This window comes from Pseudomonas sp. Pseusp18, assembly GCF_059506005.1.
This window is the reverse complement of sequence record NZ_CP169240.1, coordinates 5,795,348-5,817,107: the sequence shown is the minus strand read 5'-3', so window position 1 is coordinate 5,817,107 and position 21,760 is coordinate 5,795,348. Positions and strand designations below refer to the sequence as shown.

The following is a 21,760-nucleotide window of genomic DNA, read 5'->3' as shown; positions in this document are numbered from 1 at the left end:
TGGCGCCCGATCCAATTTTTAGCTGGCGACGATATTGACCAGTTTCCCGGGCACTACGATCACTTTGCGAATAGTCAGGCCATCGACGAAGCGCAGGACGTTTTCGTTGGCCCGTGCGGCGGCTTCAACTTCTTCGCGGCTGGCGCTGGCTGGCATTTCGATGTGGCCGCGCAGCTTGCCATTCACTTGAATGACCAGTTGCAGGCTGTCCTGTACCAGGGCGCTTTCGTCCAGCACCGGCCAACCGGCGTCGATCACCGGGTCAGCGTGGCCCAGGCGATGCCACAGCTCGTGGCTGATGTGCGGGGTGATCGGGGCCAGTAGCAGAGTCACGGTTTCCAGACCTTCGTGAATCAGCGCGCGATCCTGCTCGGTGCCTTGCGGGGCTTTTTCCAGCACGTTCATCAGCGTCATCACCTGGGCGATGGCGGTGTTGAATTTGTGGTTCTGGCCGACGTCGTGGCTGGCCTGCTTGATGGCCTGGTGGATCGAACGGCGAATGGCTTTCTGCTCGTCGTTCAGGCTGGCGACATCCAGTTTGCCCGGCAGGCCCTGAGTGACGTGCGCTTGAGCCAGGCGCCAGACGCGCTTGAGGAAGCGGTGCGAACCTTCTACTCCGGAGTCGGACCATTCCGCGCTCATGTCAGGTGGCGAGGCGAACATCATGAACAGGCGGCAGGTGTCTGCGCCGAACTGGTCAATCATCGACTGTGGGTCGACGCCGTTGTTCTTCGACTTGGCCATCTTCTCGGTGCCGCCGATTTCCACCGGCAGACCGTCGGCGATCAGCTTGGCGCTAATGACCTTGGCCTTGCTGTCGCGTTCGAGTTCGACGTCCGCCGGGTTGAACCAGGTGTAGGCACCATTGGCTTCGCGACGGTAGTAAGTCTCGGCGATGACCATGCCCTGGGTCAGCAGGTTCTTGAACGGCTCGTTGGAGCTCACCAGGCCTTCATCGCGCATCAGCTTGTGGAAGAAGCGCGCATAGAGCAGGTGAAGAATCGCGTGTTCGATACCGCCGATGTACTGATCCACCGGCAACCAGTGGTCGGCCGCCGATTTTTCTACCAGGCCACCTTCAAAGTGCGGCGAGGCGTAACGAGCGTAGTACCACGAGGACTCGACGAAGGTGTCCATGGTGTCGGTTTCACGCTTGGCCGGTGCGCCGCATTTCGGGCAAGCGCATTCGTAGAACTCGGGCATGCGCGCCAGCGGCGAACCAGCGCCGTCCGGTACCACGTCTTCCGGCAGCACCACGGGCAGTTGATCTTCCGGGACCGGCACATCACCGCAAGTATCGCAGTGGATGATCGGGATCGGGCAGCCCCAGTAGCGTTGACGGCTGATGCCCCAGTCGCGCAGACGGAACTGGGTGCGCGAGGCGCCGAGGTTTTTCTTGATCAGTGCGACTTCGATGGCGTCGAAAGCGCCTGCGAAGTCGAGGCCGTCGAACTCACCGGAGTTGATCAGCGTGCCGTACTCGCCGTAAGCGTCCTGCCACGGGGCCGGGTTGGTGTCACCGGAGCTGGTGCGTACCACGGATTTGATCGGCAGGTTGTACTTGGTGGCGAACTCGAAATCACGCTCGTCGTGCGCCGGAACCGCCATGACCGCGCCATCGCCGTAGTGCATCAGCACGTAGTTGGCGACCCATACCGGGAGTTTCTCACCGGTCAGCGGGTGCTCGACGAACAGCGAGGTCGGCAGGCCTTTTTTCTCTTGAGTGGCGACGTCGGCTTCAGCAACGCTGCCGCCCTTGCATTCAGCGATGAACGCTTGCAGTTCAGGATTGTTCTGCGCCGCCAGGGCAGCCAGAGGGTGTTCGGCGGCCACGGCAACGTAGGTTGCGCCCATCAGGGTATCCGGACGGGTGGTGAAGACTTTCAACGCGCCGGCTTCACCGATGGAAGCGACGTCGTACGGGAACTGCACTTCCATGCCGCGGGATTTGCCGATCCAGTTGCGCTGCATGGTCTTGACCTGTTCAGGCCAGCCAGTCAGTTCGTCGAGGCTCTCCAGCAGCTCATCCGCGTAAGCGGTGATCTTGAAGTAGTACATCGGGATTTCGCGCTTTTCAATCAGCGCGCCGGAACGCCAGCCGCGACCGTCGATCACTTGCTCGTTGGCCAGAACGGTCTGGTCGACCGGGTCCCAGTTCACGGTGCCGCTTTTTTTGTAGATCACGCCTTTTTCGAACAGGCGAGTGAACAGCCATTGTTCCCAGCGGTAGTAATCAGGCTTGCAGGTGGTCACTTCGCGCGACCAGTCCACCGCCAGGCCCAGGCTGCGCAGCTGGCTTTTCATGTAGGCGATGTTTTCGTAGGTCCACTTGGCGGGCGCTACGTTGTTCTTCATCGCGGCGTTTTCCGCCGGCATGCCGAAGGCGTCCCAACCCATGGGTTGCAGGACGTTCTTGCCTTGCATGCGCTGGTAGCGGGAGATCACGTCGCCGATGGTGTAGTTGCGCACGTGCCCCATGTGTAGCTTGCCGCTGGGGTAAGGGAACATCGACAGGCAGTAGAAAGTCTCCTTGCCTGGCTGTTCACTGACTTCAAAGGACTTTTGCTCGTCCCAGAACGACTGGGCGGCGGCTTCGATTTCACGGGGCTGATATTGTTCGTGCATGGCTACTTTTGAACTGAATAGGGGTGGCCTAATCCTCTTCAATGCAACGCTGGACGGTGATGACGCCAAATCGGCGTTTCGCTGCCCAGCCGAGCTGGAAGTGGAGTTACAGGAAGCGCCGTAGCATACATGACGGCACTCTACCGAGGGAAACCCTGATTACACGCAAGGGCGCGGCCAATTCCCGCCCCAAGGGCCGTTGGTCGCGGCGCTCAGCCGGTTTTTTCAGCGAAGCTAAGCTCTAAAAGGGGAGTGAGTCTTATCTTCAATGAGGTGATGGATGGTTGATTCACAGCAAAAAGCTACAAAACCGGAGTTGTACGAAAGACTGATCGACCGTCTCGCAATGGCCTTGGACGCGGCCAAAACCGCTGGACGGCTTCGCGACGAGCGTCCCCTGGAGCTGGAACTGCGTGGTTTGACCCCCGCAGAGTTTGAACTGGTCAAGGCCTATCTGGACCGCAGTGAACGTGAAACGCACGGATGCTTGTCAGCAGCAATGAAGCAACTCGAGGCACCACGTACGGCCAAGATCCTCTGGCTCAAGGATAAGACACCCGGCGGAGGCGCGGTAAAGGTCCGGTCTCTGCAGTTCAAGTAAGGACACTTGAAACCATCGCATATGGTTTTTTGAAATAAAGTCCTTCCGCATTTGTTGTCGCATTGCGTTAACCCACTTAGGCTTCGGGCATCTATGGAGATGCCCGATGCCTTTTCGTTATTTCATTAAACAACTTCTATTGCCGCCCGGCGTTCTTTTGCTGTTGCTGGTACTCGCCTGGTGGTGGCGCCGCTCAAGGCCGAGGCTGGCGGGGGCGTGCTTCGTTATGGGTGTGGGCGGCTTCTGGTTGATGAGCCTGCCAGTCATGGTGGAGTGGACTGCCAGGGTTCTGGAGCGCGAGCCGCCGCTCGTACGCGAGGAATGGGCCACCCTGGGCCAGCGCGCCGACGCGATCGTGGTGCTGGGTTCCGGGCGTGAGCGTGGCGACCTGGCCTGGGGCGTCGACCAGCCCACCGGCGTAGGTCTTGGGCGCGAGCGTTATGCCGCACGTCTGGCCAAGGCTTCCGGCTTGCCGATTCTGACCAGTGGCGGCCTGCATTACGGGACACCGCCGACTGAAGCGCAGCTGATGGCAGATTCGTTGCTCGATGATTTTGGCGTGACCGTACGCTGGCAGGAAGGGCGCAGCCGCACAACCTGGGAAAACGCGCAGTTCAGCGCCCAGGTATTGTTGCCGCAGGGGATCAAACGGGTGGTGGTCGTGACTCAGGCGTGGCATATGCCGCGGGCGGTCTGGAGCTTTGAGCAGGCCGGATTTGAGGTGGTGCCGGCGCCGGTGGGGTTTTTAGGCGTGGACAATGCGCGGCCGCTGGGTGGCTGGATGCCGGAATTCAAATCGATCTGGCAATCGGGGCAGTTGATGAATGAGCTCGTGGGGCAGATCGGGTATTGGATGTTCTATCGAGGCGAGCCTGTTGAGGAGTGATCATTCCCACGCCAGTGCATGGGAATGATCACCAGGCCTGAGTTAAACGGTCTTCGCCATCCGGTTGGCCATCAACGCCCAGCCAAACAACAGCACGCAAATGATGATCAACGGCCACGAACGCCATTGCAGATACGGCGTCAGGTTATGCATTGGCACCACTTCGCCGTACAGAATACCGCGTTCGAACTGCGGGATCCGGGCAGTGATCTGACCAAACGGGTTGATCAGGCCGGTCACACCGTTATTGGTGGCGCGGATCATCCAGCGGCCGGCCTCAAGGGCGCGCATCTGCGCCATCTGCAAGTGTTGCAATGGGCCGATCGAGGTGCCGAACCAGGTGTCGTTGCTGATGGTCAGCAGCAAATCGCTGCGGGCAGCGAGGCCGGCGGCGAATTCCGGGTAGACCACTTCGTAGCAGATGTACGGCGCAATCTGATAGCCCTTGGCCTGTAGCAGCGGTTGATCGGCCGGTCCACGGGCAAAGTCGGACATCGGCAGGTCGAAGAACGCGATCAGGCCGCGCAAGACTTCCTGCAACGGAACGTATTCGCCGAATGGCACCAGTTTCTGCTTCAGGTACGTGCCATCACCTTCACCGACCACGGTAATGCCGTTGAAGTAACGTTTCTCGTGACGGACTTCCTGGCGAATCGGCACGCCGGTAATCAGCGCGGATTTACGCTCTGCTGCGAAGCTGCCCATCATGTTCAGGTAGCCCTCGGCGGACTCCTTGAGCACCGGGACCGCCGTTTCCGGCCAGATCAGCAGGTCGACGGGTTTGGAGCTGAAGCTCATGTCGCGGTACAGCGCCAGCTGCGCGTTGATCTGCGACGGGTCCCATTTCATGCTTTGTTCGATGTTGCCCTGAATCGCCGCGACGCTCAGCGGCGCACCCGAAGGGCTGGTCCAGGCGTGTTCCTTGAGCGCCATGCCGATCACCCAAGGGCCGGCCAGCAGTAATACGCCAGCGACAATAAAGCCCTTGCGAGCGGTGCGAATCAGGCGCGGTGCGTTGTAGATCAGCGCAGCGGTCAGGGCCAGCGCGAAGGAAATCAGCCACATCCCGCCGACCGGCGCGAGCCCGGCCAATGGGCCGTCGAGCTGGCTGTAACCGGAATAGAGCCATGGGAAACCGGTGAGGAACCAGCCGCGAAAGGCTTCCTGGCCCACCCACAACGCTGCAAACGCCAGGGCATCGGCCAGCGGTGCTTCGTTACGGCGCAGCCAGCGCGCCCAAATCCAGGCGGGCAGGGCGAAGAACCAGGCAATCGCTGCGGTGAAGAGCAGCATCAAGAACCCGGCCAGCAGTACAGATGCGCCGCCGAAGTTGTGAATGCTGTAGTAGATCCAGCTGGTTCCGCCGGCAAACAGGCCGAAACCGAAACACCAGCCACGGCCCAAGGCCTGACGGGGGCTCAGTTCGCGCAAACCGGCGTAAAAGAAACCGACCGCCAGCAATGCCAGCGGCCAGATATCGAATGGCGCCAAGGCCAGGGTGGTGAGTGCACCGGCCGCCACGGCCAGCAGGTTACCGGGCCAGCCGGGGCGGGTCATCCAGCGCATTTCTTTCCTTAATTTTTACCGGGCGATTGGTGTCAAGCGCAGCAAATGAATCCGACGGCTGTCGGCGTTCAGGATGCGGAAGCGATAGGCGCCGATTTCGGTGATTTCGTTGCGTTTTGGCAAGTGCCCGAACGCGCTCATCACCAGACCGCCGACGGTGTCGAATTCGTCGTCGGAGAATTCACTGTCGAAGAACTCATTGAAGTTCTCGATCGGCGTCAGGGCCTTGATCAGGAAGTCACCGCTGGGCAGCGGCTTGATGTAGCTGTCTTCTTCGACGTCATGCTCGTCTTCGATGTCGCCGACGATCTGTTCGAGCACGTCTTCGATGGTCACCAGACCGGCCACGCCGCCGTATTCGTCAATGACGATGGCCATGTGGTTATGGTTGGCGCGGAATTCGCGCAGCAGCACATTCAGGCGCTTGGACTCGGGCACGAAGGTGGCCGGGCGCAGCAGGTCCTTGATGTTGAAGCTGTCGCCGTTCTCCTTGAGGATCAACGGCAGCAAGTCCTTGGCCAGCAACACGCCCATCACGTCATCATGGCTTTCGCCGATCACCGGGTAGCGGGAGTGGGCCGAATCGACCACGGCAGGCAGGAACTCGCGAGGTGTCTGGGTCGCCTTGATGCTGATCATCTGCGAGCGCGGGACCATGATGTCCCGTACTTGCAGGTCTGCAACCTGGATGGCGCCTTCGACGATGGCCAGCGCTTCGCTGTCCAGCAACTTGTTTTGGTGTGCATCGCGCAGCAGCTCCAGCAGCTCCTGGCGGTTTTTCGGCTCGTGGGCAAAAGCCTGGGTGAGCTTACCCAGCCAAGACTTCTGCCCGTTGCTCGATCGATCTTCGCTCATAGCGATTACTCTGAATCCTTTGTTGTAACGATAGGGGATGTGTCTGTTTCGTCGTCCGCGTAAGGGTCCGGATGACCCAGTTCTGCTAGCAACGTTCGTTCCAGTGCTTCCATTTCTTCGGCTTCGTCGTCATCTATATGGTCGTAACCAAGCAGATGCAAGCAGCCGTGAATGACCAGATGCGCCCAATGGGCGTTGAGTGCCTTGCCTTGTTCGGCGGCTTCGCGCTCGACCACGGCCACGCAGATCACCAGATCTCCCAGTAACGGGATATCCAGCAACTCGTCCGGCACGTCGGCCGGGAATGACAGCACGTTGGTGGCGTAATCCTTCTGCCGCCAGGTGTGATTGAGTTCGCGGCCTTCTTCTTCGTCGACCAGACGAATGGTCAGCTCGGAGTCGGCGGTGCGCTGGCGCAGGGCCAGTTCGCACCATTGACGAAACTCGGCTTCACTCGGGGCAGGTGCGTCGCTCGCCAGTTGCAGATCAAGCTCAAGCATCGCGTGGGGTGTCCTTTGGCGCGGCATCGGCAGCGCGATTTTCGAAGCGCTCGTACGCCTCGACAATGCGTTGCACCAGCGGATGGCGCACCACGTCCTTGGGCTGGAAGTGGGTGAAGCTGATGCCCGGAACGTCCTTGAGCACTTCGATCACATGATGCAACCCGGACTTGGTGCCGCGTGGCAGGTCGACCTGGGTGATGTCACCGGTGATGACCGCCGTAGAGCCAAAGCCGATCCGGGTCAGGAACATCTTCATCTGTTCGACGGTGGTGTTCTGGCTTTCGTCGAGGATGATGAAGCTATTGTTCAGCGTGCGGCCGCGCATGTAGGCCAGTGGCGCGACTTCAATGACCTGACGCTCGATTAGCTTGGCGACATATTCGAAGCCGAGCATTTCGTAGAGCGCGTCGTAGAGCGGGCGCAGGTACGGGTCGATTTTTTGCGACAGGTCGCCGGGCAGGAAGCCGAGTTTTTCACCCGCTTCAACCGCCGGACGCACCAACAGAATGCGACGAATCTGCTCGCGTTCCAGTGCGTCTACCGCACAGGCAACAGCCAGATAGGTCTTGCCGGTACCGGCAGGGCCGATGCCGAAATTGATGTCGTTACCGAGGATTTCCTTCACGTAGCGCAGTTGATTCAAGCCGCGAGGGCGAATCATGCCTTTTTTGGTGCGCAAGGCGACGGACGGTTCGGCGGGGGAGTGGTTGTCCAGTTCCTCGACGGCCGATTCCTGCAGGAACAGGTGAACCATGTCCGGCGACAGCTCGGTACCCTTGGTTTCCCGGTACAAGCGACGCAGGAGGTTTTCCGCGGAGGTGGTGTGCTTGGGCTCGCCGATCAGTTCGAACTGGTTTCCGCGGTTGCGGATCTCGATGGTCAGGCGCTGTTCGATCAAGCGCAGATGCTCGTCGAATTGCCCGCACAGATTGGCGAAGCGGCGAGCTTCAAAAGGCTCGAGGATGAAGCGATGTGGTTCTATGGGTGCGTTCAAGGTCGTATTTAGCCGCCCTGGGGCAATATTGATGAAATAAAGGATAACGCCAGTCGCCTGGGTGCGAAAGCTCTTAAAGCAGTCTCACTGGATAACTGTGGCGAGGGAGCTTGCTCCCGCTGGAGTGCGAAACGCTCCCAAATCATCCAGCCTCAATCTTTCAGGATGATCGAGGTGTCTGGTTTGCGGCTGCTTCGCAACCGAGCGGGAGCAAGCTCCCTCGCCACAAAGCCTCTCTGGCCTGCTGTTATTGGATCAACGAGCCCCGCAGCGAGTGCGGTTGCGCGGCGTCGATGTGCACGTCGGCGAACTGGCCGATCAGGGTCGGATTGTCGCAGCGGAAGTTGACGATACGGTTATTCTCGGTGCGACCCTGCAGTTCGCCAGGGTCTTTTTTCGAATAATCGGTGACCAGAATCCGCTGAATGGAGCCCACCATTTGTCGGCTGATCTCGAACCCTTGCTGGTTCAGGCGATGTTGCAGGGCGTTCAGGCGTTCTTTTTTCAGTTCTTCCGGCGTTTCGTCGGCCAGGTCGGCGGCGGGGGTACCCGGGCGCTGGCTGTAGACGAACGAGTAGGAGAAGTCGAAACCGACGTCTTCGATCAGCTTCATGGTCTGTTCAAAGTCTTTCTCGGTCTCACCCGGGAAGCCGACGATGAAGTCCGAGCTGATGCAGATCCCTGGCACGGCGGCCCGCAATTTGCGCAGTTTGGACTTGTACTCCAGCGCAGTGTGGTTGCGCTTCATCGCCGCGAGGATCCGGTCGGAGCCCGATTGCACCGGCAAGTGCAGGTGTTTTACCAGTTCCGGCACGTCGGCGTGGGCCTGGATCAGGCTGTCGGAGAACTCCAGCGGATGCGAAGTGGTGTAGCGAATCCGGTCGATGCCATCGACAGCGGCGACCACCCGGATCAATTCCGCCAGGTCGGCCAGGCGACCATCGTGAGTGGTCCCGCGATAACCGTTGACGTTTTGCCCCAGCAGGGTCACTTCGCGCACGCCGTTTTCGGCCAGGTGGATGATCTCGGCAATCACGTCGTCGAACGGCCGGCTGACTTCTTCACCGCGGGTATAAGGCACCACGCAGAAGGTGCAGTACTTGCTGCAGCCTTCCATGACCGACACGTAAGCGCTCGGCCCATCGATGCGCGGTTCGGGCAAGTGGTCGAATTTTTCGATTTCCGGGAACGAGACGTCGACTTGCGGCAGTTTGGTAGCGCGCGCGGCGTCGATCATTTCCGGCAGGCGGTGCAGGGTCTGCGGGCCGAACACCACGTCGACATACGGAGCGCGATCACGGATGGCCGCGCCTTCCTGGCTGGCCACGCAACCGCCGACGGCGATGACCATTTCCGGATTGGCCAGTTTCAGTTCGCGCCAGCGGCCGAGCTGGGAATACACCCGGTCCTGGGCGCGTTCACGGATCGAGCAGGTATTGAGCAGGATCACGTCGGCGTCTTCAGCGCGGGCAGTGACTTCCAGGGCCTGATGTTCACCCAACAGATCGACCATGCGCGAGCTGTCGTACTCGTTCATCTGGCAACCGTGGGTTTCGATGTAAAGCTTCTTGGCCATGGAAAGATTCATCACGTGATTCAAAGAACCGCGCATTATAGGGAACATGTCCCAAGGTTCCTACCGCTGCGCGTCCGGTGGCTATGCTATAGTTCGCGCCCTCATTTTTATCCCCGATGTGTTACCCGCCCACCATGACCAAACGTGAAGCTCCAATCTACAAGGTGATTTTCCTCAATCAGGGCCAGGTGTTCGAAATGTACGCCAAGCAGATCTATCAAAGTGATCTGTGGGGCTTTCTGGAAGTGGAAGAGTTCGTCTTTGGCGAGCGCACACAAGTGGTCGTCGATCCGAGCGAGGAAAAGCTCAAGGCTCAGTTCGAAGGCGTTGTGCGCAGTTTTGTGCCGATGCATTCGATCGTGCGCATCGACGAGGTCGAGCGCCTCGGCACGCCGAAAATCAGCGAAGCCCGCGGAGCGGTCGGTAATGTCATGCCGTTTCCGATGCCGATGCCTGAGAAGTAAGCAGCAGGTTGATTGGCTGAAGGAGCTTGTTGTGGCGAGGGGGCTTGCTCCCGCTGGGGCGCGAAGCGGCCCCGAGATCTGCAATCACGATAAGTCTGGCACACCGCGTTCTTGGGTTTTACGACTGCTGCGCAGCCGAGCGGGAGCAAGCTCCCTCGCCACAGGGGGCTCTGTCGATTCAGGGAAGTGGCGAAAACGGCGTACGCCCGTCGGCGCTCTGCAATTCCATCAGGTATTTACGGAAAATTTGCCCCAGCACCTGGGTAGCAACCTCCAGGTCTTCGCGGGGCATTTTTTCGGCGACTTCGTCGGCGGTGTCCAGCGCGTCTTCGGCGCCGTTGACCGCGGCCATTTTCAGCACGATATACGCCTGAATGTTATTGGCCGGTACACCTTCGCCATGGAAGAACATGGTGCCGAGTTTGAATTGCGCCTGGGCATGACCTTGCAGCGAGGCCTTTTCGAAGTAGCTCAGGGCTTTATTGAGGTCGCGCGGCGCGTTTTTGCCTTCGTAGTAGAACTCACCCAACTCGTATTGCGCTTGCGCATCCCCTTCATCCGACGCTTTCTGGCAGGCGGCGAGCGCTTGCGTCAGGTCTTGCGGCTGAGTATTGAGGGTGCAGCGACCCATCGCCGGGATCAACAACGAGTTGCCGCCTGCTTGTGCGAGCGCGAGCAGGGGCTGAAGGAGCAACAGGCAGCCCAATGCAAGGGTGCGGCCGGTGCGGTTCATGGGAATCGACTTACCTCTGAGGGGCGCGCGGACCCGTCGAGGGATCCAATAAGCGCGCATTATGAAATAAGCAGGGCCAACCTTACAAAGTCTTTACTCGTTTTTCTGCTGCGCGGGGACTATATCACCCACTTTGCGGGGGATTATTGGCAGCTGAGCAGGAAAAAGGCTGCGGATGTAGGTGAAAGCTGACGCTGGCAATCGCCAACGTCAGCGTCGCAGATTTACTTCAGTGCGGCGAAGGCACGTTCGGCGGCGTCCAGCGTCAGTTTCAACTCGGTTTCGCCGTGGGCGATCGAGGTGAAGCCGGCTTCGAAGGCGCTCGGCGCCAGGTACACGCCGCCCTCGAGCATCAGGTGGAAGAAGCGCCCGAACAGGTTCGCATCGCTGGCCATGACGTCATCGAAGGTGACGATGTCGTCGGCGCCGCTGAAGTACAGACCGAACATGCCGCCGGCCTGAGTGGTCACGAACGGAATGCCGGCGGCATCGGCGCGCTGTTGCAGGCCATCGAGCAGGCGGCTGGTGTAGTCGCTCAGCTCGGCGTGGAAACCCGGACGACTGATCAGACGAAGCGTGGTCAGGCCAGCCGCCATCGCCAGCGGGTTACCCGACAACGTACCGGCCTGGTAGACCGGGCCCAGTGGCGCGATGTGTTCCATGATTTTGCGTTTGCCGCCGAAGCAGCCCACGGGCATGCCGCCACCGATGATCTTGCCGAAGGTGCTCAGGTCCGGTGTTACGCCGTAATAGGCTTGGGCACCGCCGAGGGCGACACGGAAACCGGTCATCACTTCGTCGAAAATCAGCACCACGCCGTGCTTGTCGCACAGGGTCCGCAGGCCTTCGAGGAAACCCGGTGCCGGCGGTACGCAGTTCATGTTGCCGGCCACCGGTTCGACGATGATGCACGCCACGTCCTGGCCGACTTCGGCGAGCATGGTTTCGACCGCGTCGATGTCGTTGAACGGCAGGGTCAGGGTGTGTTTGGCGAACGCCGCCGGTACACCGGCCGAGCTCGGTACGCCTTGGGTCAGGGCGCCGGAGCCGGCCTTGACCAGCAGGCTGTCGGAGTGGCCGTGGTAGCAGCCTTCGAATTTGATGATGCTGTCGCGACCGGTGAAACCACGGGCCAGACGGATCGCACTCATGGTCGCTTCGGTGCCGGAGCTGACCATGCGCACCATTTCCATCGACGGCACGATCGAGCAGACCAGATCGGCCATCTCGGTTTCCATCGCGGTCGGGGCGCCGTAGGACAAGCCGTGCTCCAACTGTTTGCGTACCGCGTCCAGCACGTCCGGGTGGCTGTGGCCGAGAATCATCGGGCCCCAGGAACCGACGTAATCCACATAACGCTTGTCGTCTTCGTCGGTGACGTAGGCGCCTTCGGCGTGTTTGAAGAACAACGGCGTGCCGCCAACGCTCTTGAACGCACGAACCGGCGAGTTCACGCCTCCGGGGATGTGTTTCTGGGCATTGGCAAACAGGGTTTCGGAACGAGACATTATTTGGCTCTCAAAATCAGGATTTGAACAATTCGTTAAAGGCGCGGGCGCGACGCGTCACTTCAGCCGTGCTCTCGGCGCCGAACAGGCCATGCACCACCGCCAACAGATCGACGCCGTGGGCCACCAGCGGGGCGGCGTTGTCCAGGGTGATGCCGCCGATCGCACAGATCGGCAGGTGCAGTTTGCTGCGGGCCTGGTCAAGCAAGTCGAGGCTGCACGTCGGTGCGCCAGGCTTGGTGTTGGAATTGAAGAAGCGGCCGAAGGCGACGTAACTGGCGCCTTCTTTGGCGGCTTGTTCGGCGAGTTCGAGTTGCGCGTGGCAGGTCGAGCCGATGATCGCCTGACGCCCGAGCAGTGCTCGCACCGGCATCAGTGGGCCATCAGTCTGGCCCAGGTGCACGCCGACATTCAGGCGCGCGGCCAGTTCGGCGTCGTCATTGATGATCAGCTGGGTCTTGTAGCGATCGCACAGATCACGCAGGGCTTCGGCCTCGCGCAGGCGGCGGGCCTCGTCGCTGCTTTTGTCGCGGTATTGCAGCAGGGTGACGCCGCCTTCGAGCGCCGCCTCCACGTACGAAAGAAATTTACCGGCCAGTAGCTGGCTGTCGGTAATGGCGTACAGGCCACGTAGTTTCATCGGACAAGCCTCTGCGCTTTACGCATCGAAAGTTACGAACAGAAATCCAGCGGCAGACGGCGGGGCACGAACTGGCCTTTGCCCAGCTGTTCCGCATCTCGCAGGGTGCGCCAAGTGTAGTCAAGCGCGCTCTGTACGGCACTGGCGAGGTGTTCACCCTGGGCCAGGCGACCGGCGAGGGCGCTGGCCAGCGTGCAACCGGAACCGTGATAACTGCCGGGCAGGCGCTGGCAGGTAAAGGTTTCGCGGCGACCGTCGCGGCTGTACAGGCGGTTGTGGATTTCGTGTTCGTCGCCATGGCCGCCGGTGATCAGCAGGTGTTTGACGAATGGCAGGAGTTTTTCCGCGCACTCGTCGGCGGTGCCTTCGGGCAGTTCGGCGAGGATGCGGGCTTCGGGAAGGTTAGGGGTGGCGATGATCGACAACGGCAGCAAGCGTTCGCGCATGGCGTAGCCGACTTCGTCCTTGCCCAGTCGTCCGCCACCGCCGGCGCGCAGCACCGGGTCGCAGACCACTGGCAAATGCGGGTGCGCTGAAAGCAGTTCGACCACGGTGTCGACCATTTCCAGGGAACCGAGCATACCCAGTTTGACGGCGGCGACTTCGGAGTCGTTGAGCACGGCATTGGCCTGGGCCAGTACCCACTCGCGATCGAGCACGCGGAAGTCAGTGACGTTGACCGTGTCTTGCACGGTCAGGGCGGTGACGGCCGGAGCCGCATGGCAACCCTGGGCGAGCAGGGCTTCGATATCTGCCTGCAAGCCGGCGCCACCACTAGGGTCGTGGCCGGAGAGACAGAGGACAACGGGGCGAGAGCTGTAGATATTCATGGTGCGCGAGCTTACCACCAAACATGTTTTTCGGGTGTTGCGACGTCCAGTCCGGCCGATACATTGTGGCGAGGGAGCTTGCTCCCGTTCGGCTGCGAAGCAGTCGTAAATCTGCCGACGCGGTGTTCCGGGCAGAAGGCAAAGGGGGCCGCTTCGCACCCCAACGGGGGCAAGCCCCCTCGCCACAGGGTTCATCACCCACCGGGACAATGTCGCGGCCTGATCAAGCCAACCGCTCTAACTCAATGCGTGGCGCTGGAACGCCCGTTCTAGAGCCTTTGTAGGAAAAATTTCAATGGTGTTCAATGGCCACTAACGGCTATGCTAGAGTGGATCCAAACCAATAACAGGTAATACCGGTTTTACGTCTACTCAAAAGGAATGGGGGGCTTCCTGACAGAACCGGACAGGCCACGCTGGGGCTTAAATGCGCTATTTGTTGATGTTGCTGTTGTGCTTGCCCCTCCTGGCGAGCGCCGTCGAGTTCGACGAGTTCACCCAGAGCCTTCCCCTGGGCCGAACGATGCAGGTTTATGAAGACGCGGGCGGTCAAGCGACCATTGCCGATGTCCGTGCGCAAGCAGCGGCCGGGCACTTCAAACCCCACGATAAAGCCACCCTCAACGCCGGCTATTCGCGTTCGGCGTTCTGGCTGAAAATCGACCTGCAATACCGTCCGACCAATCCGACGGCGCAACGAACCTGGCTGTTGGAACTGGCCTATCCGCCCCTCGATCACCTTGATTTGTACTTGCCCGATGCTGGCGGCGACTATCAATTGGTCCGACAGACGGGCGATGCGTTGCCGTTCGCCACTCGCGAAATTCGTCAGAACAACTATCTGTTCGGTCTGAGCTTTGCGCCCGGGCAGGCGCAAACCGTGTACCTGCGTCTGCAAAGCGAAGGCTCGATCCAGGCGCCCGTCACCTTGTGGTCGAGCACTGCTTACCTTGAAGAGCAGCCGGTGCGGCTTTATGTGCTGGGGCTGATTTACGGCGTGTTGCTGGGGATGCTGGTCTACAACCTGTTCATCTTCCTCAGTGTGCGCGATACCAGTTACCTCTATTACATCGTCTACATCGCCTCGTTCGGCTTGTATCAGCTGTCGGTGAACGGCGCGGCCGTGGAGTATTTCTGGCCGAACAATCCGTGGTGGGCCAATGCCGCGACGCCGTTTTTCATCGGCTGTTCGGGGTTGTTCGGCAGCCAGTTTGCCCGCAGCTTCCTGCGGACGGCCACCCACAGCCGCTGGCTGGACCGTGTGCTATTGGCGCTGATCGCGTTCAGCGGGCTGGTGGTCGGGTTGTCTTTGATGACCAGTTACGCCCTGGCCCTGCGTCTGGCGACGGCGTTGGCACTGGTCTTTACCGTGGTGATTTTCGCTGCCGGGATTTTCGCCTGGTGGCGTGGCTTGAGGGTGGCGCGCTACTTCATCATTGCCTGGTCGGCATTTTTGCTCGGAGGCGTCGTCAACACGATGATGGTGTTGGGGTATTTGCCCAACGTGTTCCTCACCATGTACGCCAGCCAGATCGGCTCGGCGATTGAAGTGGCATTGCTGTCCCTGGCCCTGGCCGATCGTATCAACGCCATGCGCGAGCAACAGGCACAGACGTTGTTCGACGCCGGCCAGAAACTTGAGGTGCTGAACCAGCAACTGGCTCACAGCAACAGGCTCAAGGACGAATTCCTCGCCACGTTGACCCACGAACTGCGCACGCCCATGAACGGTGTGATCGGTTCGCTGGAGCTGATGCAGACCGTCGAGATGAACCCAGAGCTGGAGCAGTATCAGCAAACGGCGGCAGGTTCGGCGCGGGACATGATGCGCATGGTCAACGGCATCCTCACCCTGACCGAATTGCAGGCCGGCAAGCTCAAGGTCTATCCGGACACGTTCAGCTTGCGCAGTATGGTCGAGTCTTTGCGCGGGCAGTTCGACGGCAATGCGTCGGGCAAGTCGCTGGACTTCAAGGTCGAGGTAACGCCCGGGTTGCCGGATCGTTTGTTCGGCGACAGCGGCAAGCTGGCGCAATGCCTGGAATGCTTGCTGGACAACGCAATCAAATTCACCCGAGTCGGTGGTCTGGCGCTGCGGGTGACGGGTAAACCGGCGGCGGAGCCCGGTCGTCTGGCGCTGTCTTTTGCGGTGATCGACACCGGCATCGGTTTTACCGATTTGGGGGAGGCGACGCTGTACCAGCGCTTCTTCCAGCTCGACGGCTCGATGACCCGCGAATATGGCGGCCTAGGCGTTGGCTTGGCGATTTGTCAGCAGTTGGTCGACTTGCTCGGCGGCCGCCTGAGCCATCGTTCGGAACTGGGCCGTGGAAGCCGCTTCCAGCTCGACGTCGAATTCGAGCTGTCGGTGGTGGATCCCACCCCCTCGATCACCCGGCAAACCACCGGCCTGCGCTTGCCCCAGGAGTGCACGGTATTGCTGGTCGATGACAACAGCATCAATCAATTGGTGATGCGCGGCATGTTGCTCAAGCTTGGGTTCCGGGTACGCACCGCTGACAGTGGCCTTGCTGCGCTCGATCAATTGCAGTGTGAAGCCGTTGACGCGGTAGTGCTCGATTGCCAGTTGCCGCCAGTGGACAGCGCCTCCATCTTCCGCCGGATCCGTGCGTTGCCGGGTTGCGCCGAATTACCCGTGTTCATGATTGCCCTGAGTGCGGACCGAGTGCACTGCTCGAGTGACACCTTGGTCGACTACCTGAACAAACCGGTGAAATTCGAGGACTTGCAGGCCGCGCTCTATCGACGGGTGCTCTGTTCTGGACAAGGCGAAAGCGCCGACAGTTAGGCAGATATGCCACTTTGTTCAGCCTCGGGGCGGTGCTTAACTGAAAATCCCTTGGCTGACCAAAGGAGTCCCGTCATGAACCTGCATCAGTTCGCCGAAACCCACGAAGTCACCAACCAGCCACCGTCGCTGGACGGCACCAACCTCTATCGCATCGACCTGCCTTTGCAGGAGTGGTCGCGGCGGTTCGATGCTGGTTGGGCCGAGTCGCGGATCGACGCTTACGGCGCATTGGCCGGCGGGCCGCTGATGGAGGCCGGGTTTGCGGCCAATCAGAACAAACCGGTGTTCGTCAGCCATGACCGTTACGGCCATCGCATCGACCTGGTGGAGTTTCACCCGGCTTATCACCAGTTGATGCGCACGGCGGTGGAGCATGGCCTGACAGGGTTGCCCTGGACCGATCCGCAACCGGGCGCCCATGTGGCTCGCGCGTCCATGACGTATTTGCACAGTCAGGCTGAGGCCGGTAGCGGTTGCCCATTAACCATGACTTTCGCCAGCGTCCCGGCGATGCGCCTGCAAGCGGATTTGGCCCGGCAATGGCTGCCGAAAATCCTCGCCACCGAATACGACCCGCGCAATGTTGGTATGGCCCATAAGGCCGGGGTCACTATCGGCATGGCGATGACCGAGAAACAGGGCGGCACCGACGTGCGGGCCAACACCACCAAGGCCTATCCGGTGGGTGCCGGAGGGCCGGGCCAGGCGTATGAACTGGTGGGCCACAAATGGTTCTGCTCGGCGCCAATGTGTGACGCCTTCCTGACCCTGGCCCAGACCGACAAAGGGCTGACCTGTTTCCTGCTGCCGCGTCATCGCCCGGATGACACGCGCAATCAGTTCTACATACAGCGGCTGAAAAACAAACTCGGCAACTGGTCCAACGCCTCCAGCGAGGTGGAGTTCCGTGGCGCCCTGGCCTGGATGGTCGGCGAAGAGGGCCGGGGCGTTCCGACCATTATCGAAATGGTCGCCATGACCCGTTTCGATTGCATGGTCGGCTCCAGCGCGCTGATGCGCCAGGCCTTGACCCAGGCCAGCCATCACTGCGCCCACCGCAAGGTCGGTGGCAAGTTGCTCAGCGAACTACCCTTGATGCAAAACGTGCTGGCCGACCTGGCCCTGGAAAGCGAAGCCTCCCTGGCGTTGAGCCTGCGAATGGGGCGAGCGCTGGATCATCTGGATGACGAGCACGAAGCGAAATTCGCTCGGTTGGTGACGGCAGTGGGCAAGTACTGGATCTGCAAACGCGCGCCCGCGATGATCAACGAAGCGGCCGAATGCATGGGCGGCGCCGGTTACGTCGAAGAAAGCATCTTGCCGCGACTGTACCGTGAGGCACCGGTCAACTCGACGTGGGAAGGTTCCGGCAACGTGCAATGCCTCGACGTGTTGCGCGCGTTGTCGAAAGAACCGGGCGTGCTCGATGTGCTGTTCAACGAGTTGGGCGATGGCCATGGCGACAAACGCCTGGCCACACACATCGGCCAGTTGCAGAAGGCGTTCAAGGACACCGACGACATTCAATACCGCGCCCGCCAGCTCACCGAAGACATCGCCTTGGGGCTTCAGGCCAGGCTGTTGCTGGAGGCTGGCAATGCGGCGGTTAGTGATGCGTTCATCGCCAGCCGGCTCGGTTCGGCCGGTCGGGTGTATGGAACGTTGCCACGTGGGCTGGATGTGGAAGCGATTGTGGCCCGCTCGACACCGCAGGGCTTCTGAAGGGCGAAAAGATCGCAGCCTTCGGCAGCCTCTTACAGGTGTACGACGACCCTCTGTAGGAGTTGCCGAAGGCTGCGATCTTTTTTCACTGTTCCCGTGAAGCGATGATGCAGGCAAGATGAAGGTCTGCAAGTCAGAACACAGGAAGCTGATCGTGACCGAAGCGTTTATTGTCGTTCAAACCGCCGAGCAAGCCGTTGACCGGCTTGCTGTCTTGCACGAGCGTGCAACCACAGCGCTGAATCAAGCGCTCAAGCGTTATCTCAAGGATCGCGTCGAGCCGGACGCTGAACAGCGTGCCCTGTTTCGTTATCCCGAGTTGCGTCTGACCTACCTCTGCCAGGGCGAAGTCCCACAGACCACTCGCGCCTATGCCAAGGTTCAATTGCCGGGGACCTACAGCGTCACCGTCACTCATCCGGCAGCCTTTCGCAAATACCTGCTGGAACAACTCGTTCCGTTGATGCACGACTTCACCGTGACCGTGGAAGTCGGCGTCAGCCAGCAGAACATTCCTTATCCGTACGTGGTCGAGCAGGGCGATGAACTGGCCGGCTCCGGCGTCACGGCGGCGGTACTGGCGCGGGTGTTCCCGAGTACGGATCTGTCGGCCGCCACCGATGGCATCGCCGATGGCTTGTACGATTGGGAAAACACCGACCCGCTGCCATTGGCCCTGTTCGATGCCGCGCGGGTGGACTTCTCCCTGCGCCGACTGGTGCACTACACCGGCAGCGACTGGCGGCATGTGCAGCCGTGGATTCTGTTGACCAACTACCACCGTTACGTCGACCAGTTCATCGTTCATGGCCTGGAACAACTGCGCAAAGACCCGCGTTTTGTGCGCATGGTGTTGCCGGGCAACGTGATCATCGAAAAGGGTATGGACCATGGCGAAGCCTCGGCGATTGCCGCGGGCGTGGTCTGGCATCGTTACCAGATGCCGGCCTATCACCTGATCGCCAGCGACGGCCATGGCGTGACTCTGGTGAACATCGGCGTCGGCCCGTCCAACGCCAAGAACATCACCGACCATTTGGCCGTGTTGCGTCCGCATTGCTGGCTGATGATCGGCCACTGCGGCGGCTTGCGTCAGTCGCAGACCATTGGCGATTACGTGCTGGCACACGCCTACATGCGTCGCGACGGGATTCTCGACCGGGTGGTGCCACCGAACATTCCGATTCCGGCCTTGGCCGAAGTGCAGTTGGCGTTGCAGCAAGCGGCGGCCAACATCACCGGTGAAAAGGGCGACGAACTGAAGAAACGCCTGCGTACCGGCACCGTGTTGACCTACGACGACCGTAACTGGGAGCTGCGCTGGGCGCAGGAACGCCCGCTGATCAACCTGTCCCGCGCCGTGGCGGTGGACATGGAAAGCGGCACGATTGCCGCCCAGGGTTATCGCTTGCGGGTGCCCTACGGCACGTTGCTCTGCGTGTCGGATAAACCGCTGCACAGCGAAATCAAACTGCCGGGTTCGGCCAACGCGTTCTATGAGCGCGCGGTCAGCCAGCACTTGAAGATCGGTATCGAGGCGGTGGATCTGTTGCGCACCGAGCTCAACTCGCTGCACTCACGCAAACTGCGCAGCTTCGACGAGCCGCCGTTCCGCTGATTGTTCTCATGGTCATTTGACGGTTGGGGCACTAGCATTAGCGGCCCTGACCGTTAGATGTTCCTTTGCTCATGTCTCGTCCTCAACGTCCCGACTCTCGCCGCCCAGGCGCGAACAAACCGCAATCAGCCCCGCGCCGTGTCGCCAAAGCGCCACCGGCCGAGCCGAGGCTGATTCTGTTCAACAAACCTTTCGATGTACTGACGCAGTTCAGCGACGGCGAAGGGCGGGCGACGCTCAAGGACTTTATCGAGATTCCGGGGATTTACCCGGCAGGACGGCTGGACCGTGACAGCGAAGGCTTGTTGCTGCTGACCAACGACGGCCAGCTTCAGGCGCGGATTGCCGACCCGAAACACAAACTGGCCAAGACTTACTGGGTGCAAGTGGAAGGCGAGCCAACCGCCGAGCAGTTGCAGCGTTTGCGCGATGGCGTTGAATTGAACGACGGTATGACCTTGCCGGCCGAAGCGCGACAACTGGATGAGCCGCAACTGTGGCCACGCAACCCGCCGGTGCGCTTTCGCAAAAGCGTGCCGACGAGTTGGCTGGAATTGGTGATTCGCGAGGGGCGCAACCGTCAGGTGCGACGCATGACCGCAGCGGTCGGCTTGCCGACGTTGCGCCTGGTGCGGGTCAAAATCGGTGACTGGTCGATCGAAGGGCTCGATCAGGGCCAGTGGAAGGAAGTGCCGGCGCGTTTATAGTGTGCCGGATTCGATCAGGCCGATGACCACGCTTTTGATCACGAATGCGGCCACGCCCAACCCCAGCACAAAGAACAGAATGAACGAGCCGAAGCGCCCGGCTTTGGATTTTTTTGCCAGATCCCAGACGATGAAGCCCATGAAAATGATCAGGATGCTGACCAGGCCAGTCATCATCCACTCTTCGAAAACTGCAGGATCCATCGAATATCTCCAGCGCGGGCGGGGCTAAAAAGGCCGGAGGAGTATACGCCAAGGGGGATTGGCGGGGTATTGACCTGCGTCGGTGTGCCGCAGTCATTCGTCGCCCTGGCTGACGCCAGAACCGCTCTTGTATGAACTGTGTAGGCGCCGTAGGAGCTGTCGAGTGAAACGAGGCTGCGATCTTTTGATGTTGTATTTAAAGAGCAAGATCAAGAGATCGCAGCCTCGTTTCACTCGACAGCTCCTACACAGCTTCTACAGCCTACAGAAGGGGGTATCTCAGCTGCGCAAATGGGTTAAAGGCAACTCCGTGCTATTGAGCACCTGGTTCAACACGAAACTCGACCGTACACTCGTCACCCCTTCAATCCGGGTCAGATGCCCCAGCAGCAGCTTCTGATAGTGATCCATGTCCGGCACCACCACCTTGAGCTGATAATCCGCATCCATCCCCGTCACCAGGCTACATTCCAGCACTTGCGGTAACGTGCGAATGGCGGCTTCGAAGTTCTCGAAGCGCTCGGGAGTATGGCGGTCCATGCCGATCAGCACGTAGGCGGTCAGGCTCAGGCCGAGCATCTTGCGGTCCAGCAAGGCGACCTGGCGGGAGATGTAGCCGTCGTCTTCCAGTTGCTTGACCCGCCGCGAGCAAGGCGAAGGCGACAGGCCGATGCGTTCGGCCAGCTCCTGATTGGAGATGCGCGCGTCGCGCTGTAATTCCGCCAAAATACTCAGGTCGTATCGGTCGAGTTTGCTCATCAATCAGGCCTTTGTCATAACTATTGCGGCAGATTATCTATCCTGAGTTAAAAATTGCGCAAGTGATGTTTATTTGAGCAATCTTCGCAATCCTCTGTCGGTGCTCCGGGCCTATTCTTATCACCAGAATCACTGCTCGGACAAACAGTCCAGTGCG

General features: G+C 60.3%; 19 protein-coding genes. 7 read left to right on the top strand and 12 right to left on the bottom strand.

Annotated elements, in window-relative coordinates:
- Positions 1-18: 18 nt before the first annotated feature.
- The gene (gene leuS / locus ACEN9A_RS26180) at positions 19-2,625 is read right to left on the bottom strand and encodes a leucine--tRNA ligase (RefSeq protein ID WP_258671242.1); all 2,607 of its coding nucleotides are present in this window, start codon (positions 2,623-2,625) and stop codon (positions 19-21) included.
- A gap of 280 nt (positions 2,626-2,905) precedes the next feature.
- Between leuS and ACEN9A_RS26175 the strand changes: the two genes are divergently transcribed.
- Positions 2,906-3,226, top strand: coding sequence for a hypothetical protein (locus tag ACEN9A_RS26175; RefSeq protein ID WP_019650894.1), 321 nt, complete (start codon positions 2,906-2,908; stop codon positions 3,224-3,226).
- Between the two features lie 106 nt (positions 3,227-3,332).
- Positions 3,333-4,112, top strand: a complete 780-nt coding sequence (locus tag ACEN9A_RS26170; protein ID WP_258671241.1) for a YdcF family protein — start codon at positions 3,333-3,335, stop codon at positions 4,110-4,112.
- A gap of 42 nt (positions 4,113-4,154) precedes the next feature.
- On the opposite strand, the gene lnt is transcribed toward ACEN9A_RS26170, so the two are convergent.
- The 5 genes from lnt to miaB form a co-directional block, all read right to left on the bottom strand.
- Positions 4,155-5,678: an apolipoprotein N-acyltransferase gene (gene lnt / locus ACEN9A_RS26165; protein ID WP_258671240.1), complete on the bottom strand. Its 1,524-nt coding sequence runs from the start codon at positions 5,676-5,678 to the stop codon at positions 4,155-4,157.
- A 15-nt stretch (positions 5,679-5,693) separates the two neighbouring features.
- On the bottom strand, positions 5,694-6,533 hold the full coding sequence (locus tag ACEN9A_RS26160; RefSeq protein WP_007909641.1) for a CorC family transporter: 840 nt from the start codon (positions 6,531-6,533) through the stop codon (positions 5,694-5,696).
- Between the two features lie 5 nt (positions 6,534-6,538).
- Positions 6,539-7,033: an rRNA maturation RNase YbeY gene (gene ybeY, locus ACEN9A_RS26155; RefSeq protein ID WP_007937400.1), complete on the bottom strand. Its 495-nt coding sequence runs from the start codon at positions 7,031-7,033 to the stop codon at positions 6,539-6,541.
- Positions 7,026-8,030, bottom strand: coding sequence for a PhoH family protein (locus ACEN9A_RS26150; protein ID WP_019650896.1), 1,005 nt, complete (start codon positions 8,028-8,030; stop codon positions 7,026-7,028). The genes ybeY and ACEN9A_RS26150 overlap by 8 nt, the downstream gene beginning before the upstream one ends.
- Before the next feature lie 247 nt (positions 8,031-8,277).
- Positions 8,278-9,606: a tRNA (N6-isopentenyl adenosine(37)-C2)-methylthiotransferase MiaB gene (miaB, locus tag ACEN9A_RS26145; RefSeq protein WP_018925767.1), complete on the bottom strand. Its 1,329-nt coding sequence runs from the start codon at positions 9,604-9,606 to the stop codon at positions 8,278-8,280.
- A gap of 134 nt (positions 9,607-9,740) precedes the next feature.
- Between miaB and ACEN9A_RS26140 the strand changes: the two genes are divergently transcribed.
- The gene (locus ACEN9A_RS26140; RefSeq protein ID WP_003185742.1) at positions 9,741-10,070 is read left to right on the top strand and encodes a DUF1820 family protein; all 330 of its coding nucleotides are present in this window, start codon (positions 9,741-9,743) and stop codon (positions 10,068-10,070) included.
- A 178-nt stretch (positions 10,071-10,248) separates the two neighbouring features.
- On the opposite strand, the gene ACEN9A_RS26135 is transcribed toward ACEN9A_RS26140, so the two are convergent.
- The 4 genes from ACEN9A_RS26135 to ACEN9A_RS26120 all read right to left on the bottom strand — a co-directional run bounded on the left by ACEN9A_RS26135 (position 10,249) and on the right by ACEN9A_RS26120 (position 13,781).
- Entirely contained in the window at positions 10,249-10,803 is a 555-nt protein-coding gene (locus tag ACEN9A_RS26135; protein WP_258671239.1) for a tetratricopeptide repeat protein, read from the bottom strand.
- Positions 10,804-11,027: 224 nt separating this feature from the next.
- Complete coding sequence (gene hemL / locus ACEN9A_RS26130; RefSeq protein WP_258671238.1) at positions 11,028-12,311, bottom strand: glutamate-1-semialdehyde 2,1-aminomutase; 1,284 nt, start codon at positions 12,309-12,311, stop codon at positions 11,028-11,030.
- A 16-nt stretch (positions 12,312-12,327) separates the two neighbouring features.
- On the bottom strand, positions 12,328-12,951 hold the full coding sequence (gene thiE / locus ACEN9A_RS26125) for a thiamine phosphate synthase (RefSeq protein ID WP_018925770.1): 624 nt from the start codon (positions 12,949-12,951) through the stop codon (positions 12,328-12,330).
- 32 nt (positions 12,952-12,983) lie between these two features.
- Positions 12,984-13,781, bottom strand: a complete 798-nt coding sequence (locus ACEN9A_RS26120) for a hydroxymethylpyrimidine/phosphomethylpyrimidine kinase (protein WP_019581334.1) — start codon at positions 13,779-13,781, stop codon at positions 12,984-12,986.
- Between the two features lie 427 nt (positions 13,782-14,208).
- Here ACEN9A_RS26120 and ACEN9A_RS26115 point away from each other — a divergent pair, with 427 nt between their 5' ends.
- From ACEN9A_RS26115 to ACEN9A_RS26100, 4 genes are all read left to right on the top strand, one after another.
- Complete coding sequence (locus tag ACEN9A_RS26115) at positions 14,209-16,590, top strand: hybrid sensor histidine kinase/response regulator (protein ID WP_258671237.1); 2,382 nt, start codon at positions 14,209-14,211, stop codon at positions 16,588-16,590.
- A gap of 75 nt (positions 16,591-16,665) precedes the next feature.
- Entirely contained in the window at positions 16,666-18,315 is a 1,650-nt protein-coding gene (locus ACEN9A_RS26110; protein ID WP_258671236.1) for an acyl-CoA dehydrogenase family protein, read from the top strand.
- 118 nt (positions 18,316-18,433) lie between these two features.
- The gene (gene amn, locus ACEN9A_RS26105; protein ID WP_018925774.1) at positions 18,434-19,933 is read left to right on the top strand and encodes an AMP nucleosidase; all 1,500 of its coding nucleotides are present in this window, start codon (positions 18,434-18,436) and stop codon (positions 19,931-19,933) included.
- A 71-nt stretch (positions 19,934-20,004) separates the two neighbouring features.
- Positions 20,005-20,640 carry a pseudouridine synthase gene (locus ACEN9A_RS26100; protein WP_258671235.1) on the top strand — a complete coding sequence of 212 codons (636 nt, stop codon included), beginning with the start codon at positions 20,005-20,007 and terminating at the stop codon, positions 20,638-20,640.
- On the opposite strand, the gene ACEN9A_RS26095 is transcribed toward ACEN9A_RS26100, so the two are convergent.
- On the bottom strand, positions 20,635-20,844 hold the full coding sequence (locus tag ACEN9A_RS26095; RefSeq protein ID WP_007937369.1) for a DUF2788 domain-containing protein: 210 nt from the start codon (positions 20,842-20,844) through the stop codon (positions 20,635-20,637). The two genes, ACEN9A_RS26100 and ACEN9A_RS26095, sit on opposite strands and share 6 nt — an antisense overlap.
- Positions 20,845-21,123: 279 nt before the next feature.
- Entirely contained in the window at positions 21,124-21,603 is a 480-nt protein-coding gene (locus tag ACEN9A_RS26090) for an Lrp/AsnC family transcriptional regulator (RefSeq protein WP_007937367.1), read from the bottom strand.
- Between the last annotated feature and the right edge of the window lie 157 nt (positions 21,604-21,760).

Coding starts and splice junctions, on each gene's coding strand:
- leuS (WP_258671242.1), bottom strand. CDS start 2,625: ATGCACGAACAATATCAGCCCCGTGAAATCGAAGCCGCCGCCCAGTCG.
- ACEN9A_RS26175 (WP_019650894.1), top strand. CDS start 2,906: ATGGTTGATTCACAGCAAAAAGCTACAAAACCGGAGTTGTACGAAAGA.
- ACEN9A_RS26170 (WP_258671241.1), top strand. CDS start 3,333: ATGCCTTTTCGTTATTTCATTAAACAACTTCTATTGCCGCCCGGCGTT.
- lnt (WP_258671240.1), bottom strand. CDS start 5,678: ATGCGCTGGATGACCCGCCCCGGCTGGCCCGGTAACCTGCTGGCCGTG.
- ACEN9A_RS26160 (WP_007909641.1), bottom strand. CDS start 6,533: ATGAGCGAAGATCGATCGAGCAACGGGCAGAAGTCTTGGCTGGGTAAG.
- ybeY (WP_007937400.1), bottom strand. CDS start 7,033: ATGCTTGAGCTTGATCTGCAACTGGCGAGCGACGCACCTGCCCCGAGT.
- miaB (WP_018925767.1), bottom strand. CDS start 9,606: ATGGCCAAGAAGCTTTACATCGAAACCCACGGTTGCCAGATGAACGAG.
- ACEN9A_RS26140 (WP_003185742.1), top strand. CDS start 9,741: ATGACCAAACGTGAAGCTCCAATCTACAAGGTGATTTTCCTCAATCAG.
- ACEN9A_RS26135 (WP_258671239.1), bottom strand. CDS start 10,803: ATGAACCGCACCGGCCGCACCCTTGCATTGGGCTGCCTGTTGCTCCTT.
- hemL (WP_258671238.1), bottom strand. CDS start 12,311: ATGTCTCGTTCCGAAACCCTGTTTGCCAATGCCCAGAAACACATCCCC.
- thiE (WP_018925770.1), bottom strand. CDS start 12,951: ATGAAACTACGTGGCCTGTACGCCATTACCGACAGCCAGCTACTGGCC.
- ACEN9A_RS26120 (WP_019581334.1), bottom strand. CDS start 13,781: ATGAATATCTACAGCTCTCGCCCCGTTGTCCTCTGTCTCTCCGGCCAC.
- ACEN9A_RS26115 (WP_258671237.1), top strand. CDS start 14,209: ATGCGCTATTTGTTGATGTTGCTGTTGTGCTTGCCCCTCCTGGCGAGC.
- ACEN9A_RS26110 (WP_258671236.1), top strand. CDS start 16,666: ATGAACCTGCATCAGTTCGCCGAAACCCACGAAGTCACCAACCAGCCA.
- amn (WP_018925774.1), top strand. CDS start 18,434: ATGAAGGTCTGCAAGTCAGAACACAGGAAGCTGATCGTGACCGAAGCG.
- ACEN9A_RS26100 (WP_258671235.1), top strand. CDS start 20,005: ATGTCTCGTCCTCAACGTCCCGACTCTCGCCGCCCAGGCGCGAACAAA.
- ACEN9A_RS26095 (WP_007937369.1), bottom strand. CDS start 20,844: ATGGATCCTGCAGTTTTCGAAGAGTGGATGATGACTGGCCTGGTCAGC.
- ACEN9A_RS26090 (WP_007937367.1), bottom strand. CDS start 21,603: ATGAGCAAACTCGACCGATACGACCTGAGTATTTTGGCGGAATTACAG.